Raw genomic sequence first — 3,599 nt, 5'->3', positions numbered from 1 at the left:
CTTGAGGTTGAATCCACTAAAAGGTATATCAGCAGCAGAACGGTTAAAAACTATTTCACAAGATGAATTAGAAGGTATGCTGATAGAAAATGCTGACGAACCTAATTCCGCAGTAATCTCCCGTGCCATTGTTTCTGAAATAAAAAAGGGAATAGACATATCAACAACAACTCATCTCCAACAAATTATTAAAGAAGCGCTTAAATTTATTCCGGGGAAAAATCGAGATGATGAGATTAAAAAATCCTGTCAACGATGCTTTCAAGCATTACGAATTGATGTAAATAATGAATTTGAAGTGTTATATGAATTTTTGGAAAAGCTTCCTACTACTCTTGCTAAGGGTGGTCGCGTTGCTGTACTTTCATTTCATTCAGGAGAAGATCGTCTGGTTAAAAAATCTTTTCAGCGTTTTTTTCGTGAAGGTATCTATAGTGAAATAGCTCCCGATCCTATTCGTCCATCAGCAGAAGAATGCAATGCCAACCCTCGTGCTCGTTCTGCTAAATTGCGTTGGGCTATAAAATCATAACTTGTAATTTTTGACTAGTTTATACCTTTTGTAACTTATTGAAAATTCATTAAAAAAAAATAATAAAAACACACTTTTGACATAATCTTTTATTATATTATCACTATAGAAAGAATTCAAATTCTTAGGAGGTAATACAGATGAAAAAAATAAAAAATTTAGCATTAGTTGGAGCAATGGTACTCGCAGTTGGTGCAACAACAGTAACAGCATTTGCAGCTTCAAATTATGCCACTCCAGCCGAAATAACTGCAGAATTGACAGGAAGAACTATTGAAGATGTAAGAGCAGAAAGATTAGAAAGCGGAAACACATATGGTAAAATGGCTATTGATGCAGGTAAAACCAATGAATTCAAAAGTCAAATGCTTGAAAACAAAAAAGCTGTTCTAAGAGAAAGGGTAACTGAAGGAAGATTAACACAAGAAGAAGCTGATGAAATACTGGCAGCTTTAGAAGAAAACCAAACTACTTGCGATGAAACCGGATCATCTGAAACAGGCAAGACTCTTGGAGCAGGTTTTGGAGGTATGATGCACAATGGTCAGGGAAAAGGACTTGGTAATGGTCAAAACGGCAACGGTTTTGGAAATAGAGCAGGCCTAAGAGATGGGTCAGGTATTGCAGAATAATTAATTAAGTATTAAAAGCCCGCCAATTAATTCTAAATCCGGAGCATTCCGGAGAAAGATTGTTTGGCGGGTTATTTGTTTTTTTGTAAAAACTATTTTAGCCTATATGTATCGTACCCTTTATAATTTATTGCATCCACATTATCATCTTTTCCCAATCTAATTAACAATTCTTCAATATTTTCGCACACTCTTGACTTTAAAAAACTTTCAACTTCAAATTGATTCATAGGATGGCGCTTAATTATGCTTAAAACAGCCTGATAATCATCCTTTATTTCACTATGAAAACCTTGAGATTCCAATAAATCAATTGAAATACCGCCTAATATATCTGCTGCAGCATTCATTCTCTCGTGACTTACAGCCCTTATATTTAGTTCCGCTGGTGGACGTACAGGTGTATTTATATATAACTTATCATATTTTATTGTTTTTAGCATTTCAACATATCTATTCAAGCTTTTATCATCATCGTTCATATCTTTAATCAACATAATTTCAACCCAAAGCTGTCCTTGATATTTTTTGGAAAAATCCTCTAGTCCCTTGCTAACCTTGGAAAAATCCAAGAAACCATGTGGTCTGTTGATTTTATTGAATGACTCTTTATCATAGGCGTCCATTGTTGGCAGTACTATATCAGCTTTGCTTAATTCCTGCTGCAATTGAAAATCATAAAGAAGAGCACCATTGGTAATTACAGCTACCGGTTTATCCGTCTTTTTCTTAATTTCATCAATAAGCTCCCCCAGTCCAAGATACAGTGTGGGTTCACCCTCTCCAACTATAGTAACAACATCAAAATTTATATCATTTCTTAAAACTTCATTAAATTCTGCCATGATTTCTTCAACTGAAAAAAACATTTGACGAGTATTCGTCATATGATTAGTTCTTCCAAGCTGACAATAGACACAAGAATAATTACATGTTTTCTTAGGAATCGGGCTGATTCCCAAAGATATACCAAGCCTTCTGGATGGAACCGGCCCATATGCGAATTTTGTATCCTTCATAAACACACCGCCTTTATTTAATTTAATGTTAATATAAACATAGCGGTTAAGCTAACCGCCCAACCGCCATTATTAAATATCCTAATAATACTTAGCCAAAACTTTTGCTAATCTCTTTATACCTTCTACAATCTTGTCTTCAGGCATGCATGAATAGTTAACTCTAAAGAAATTCTTATGACCGCCATTAGGGAAAAAAGCATCTCCCGGAACATAAGCAACATTTTCTTTTATACATTCTTCCATGATTTTTCCAGCATCAAGGTCTTCTCTCAATTCAACCCACGCAAAAAGTCCACCATATGGGTTTGTATGTTTAACATCTGCAGGGAAATATTTGTCCATGCATTCAAGCATTAAAGTTCTGCGATTTCCATATATTTCTTTTATTTTCTCAATATGCTCATTTAAATCATACTTCTGCATAAAAGTTGCAGCAATTCTTTGATCAAGAGAACTAGACTGTAAATCAGCTCCTTGTTTAATAATTACATATTTACTGAGTATTTCAGGTGATGCGCAAATCCATCCAAGTCTTAATCCAGGAGCAAAAGTCTTTGAGAAAGTACCAAGGAAAACAACCCAACCTTCTTTATCAAAACTCTTTATCGCAGGGTGAACAGTTCCTTCAAAAATAAGCTCGCCGTATGGATTATCTTCAATTATAGGAATTTTGTACTCAGCTGCTAATTCAGCCATTCTTTTCCTTCTGTCATCAGGCATCGTTTTTCCTGTTGGATTCTGGAAATCAGGGATTGTGTAAATCATTTTAGCATTTGGATTTTCTTTCAATGCATTTTCTAACTCGGACATTATCATGCCGTGTTCATCCATTGACACTTCTACAAACTTCGGTTCGTAAGCCTGAAATGCATTTATTGCACCAAGATAACTAGGGCTTTCACAAATTACAACATCACCCTTGTTAAGAAATAACTTTGCTGAAAACTCAAGGCCCTGCTGTGATCCTGTAGTTACTATAACATCGTCTCCAGTTAGTTTCATGTGTGCTGTTGACATTCTCTGTGTAGCAATTATTTCTCTCAATGGTCTATAACCTTCAGTAGGACCGTACTGCAATGCTGCACGTCCATCTCTATCCATAACCTCTGAGAATATCTCTTTAATTCGCTCAACTGGAAATAACTCAGGTGCTGGTAACCCACCAGCAAAAGAAATAACCTCCGGCATTTCAGTAAGCTTGAGAAGCTCTCTTATAGCAGAAGCTTTTAATCCATTAGCTCTGTCAGAAAAACGTATATCCATAAAACCCTCCTTTAATATATACAGTCAAATAATCACTTCAAAATCTATAATATTATACAATAAATATGTGAAAATGTAAACCTGTTTGTTACAAAGTCTTAGATGAAAAGTGAATTCTTTTTGAATCACCATATTTACGGCAATTATGTT

Annotated in this window: 4 protein-coding genes; 2 read left to right on the top strand and 2 right to left on the bottom strand. The window is 35.1% G+C overall.

What is annotated here, in order from left to right:
* Together mraW and SA378_RS04510 are read left to right on the top strand one after the other, a co-directional pair.
* The coding region (gene mraW / locus SA378_RS04515; RefSeq protein ID WP_318524792.1) for a 16S rRNA (cytosine(1402)-N(4))-methyltransferase at positions 1-532 on the top strand (532 nt) is incomplete at its 5' end.
* A 140-nt stretch (positions 533-672) separates the two neighbouring features.
* Positions 673-1,164, top strand: coding sequence for a hypothetical protein (locus SA378_RS04510; RefSeq protein WP_318524791.1), 492 nt, complete (start codon positions 673-675; stop codon positions 1,162-1,164).
* A gap of 92 nt (positions 1,165-1,256) precedes the next feature.
* Here the strand turns inward: SA378_RS04510 and SA378_RS04505 are convergent, their stop codons facing one another.
* Both SA378_RS04505 and SA378_RS04500 read right to left on the bottom strand, forming a co-directional pair.
* The gene (locus SA378_RS04505; protein WP_318524790.1) at positions 1,257-2,183 is read right to left on the bottom strand and encodes a radical SAM protein; all 927 of its coding nucleotides are present in this window, start codon (positions 2,181-2,183) and stop codon (positions 1,257-1,259) included.
* Positions 2,184-2,264: 81 nt separating this feature from the next.
* Complete coding sequence (locus SA378_RS04500; RefSeq protein ID WP_318524789.1) at positions 2,265-3,449, bottom strand: PLP-dependent aminotransferase family protein; 1,185 nt, start codon at positions 3,447-3,449, stop codon at positions 2,265-2,267.
* Positions 3,450-3,599 lie beyond the last annotated feature (150 nt).

It is taken from the genome of Sedimentibacter sp. (assembly GCF_033447055.1).
Taxonomy (GTDB): Bacteria; Bacillota; Clostridia; order Tissierellales; family Sedimentibacteraceae; genus Sedimentibacter.
Note: the sequence above shows the minus strand (reverse complement) of the source record. Positions and strands in the feature narration are given on the sequence as shown.

Coding starts and splice junctions, on each gene's coding strand:
- SA378_RS04510 (WP_318524791.1), top strand. CDS start 673: ATGAAAAAAATAAAAAATTTAGCATTAGTTGGAGCAATGGTACTCGCA.
- SA378_RS04505 (WP_318524790.1), bottom strand. CDS start 2,183: ATGAAGGATACAAAATTCGCATATGGGCCGGTTCCATCCAGAAGGCTT.
- SA378_RS04500 (WP_318524789.1), bottom strand. CDS start 3,449: ATGGATATACGTTTTTCTGACAGAGCTAATGGATTAAAAGCTTCTGCT.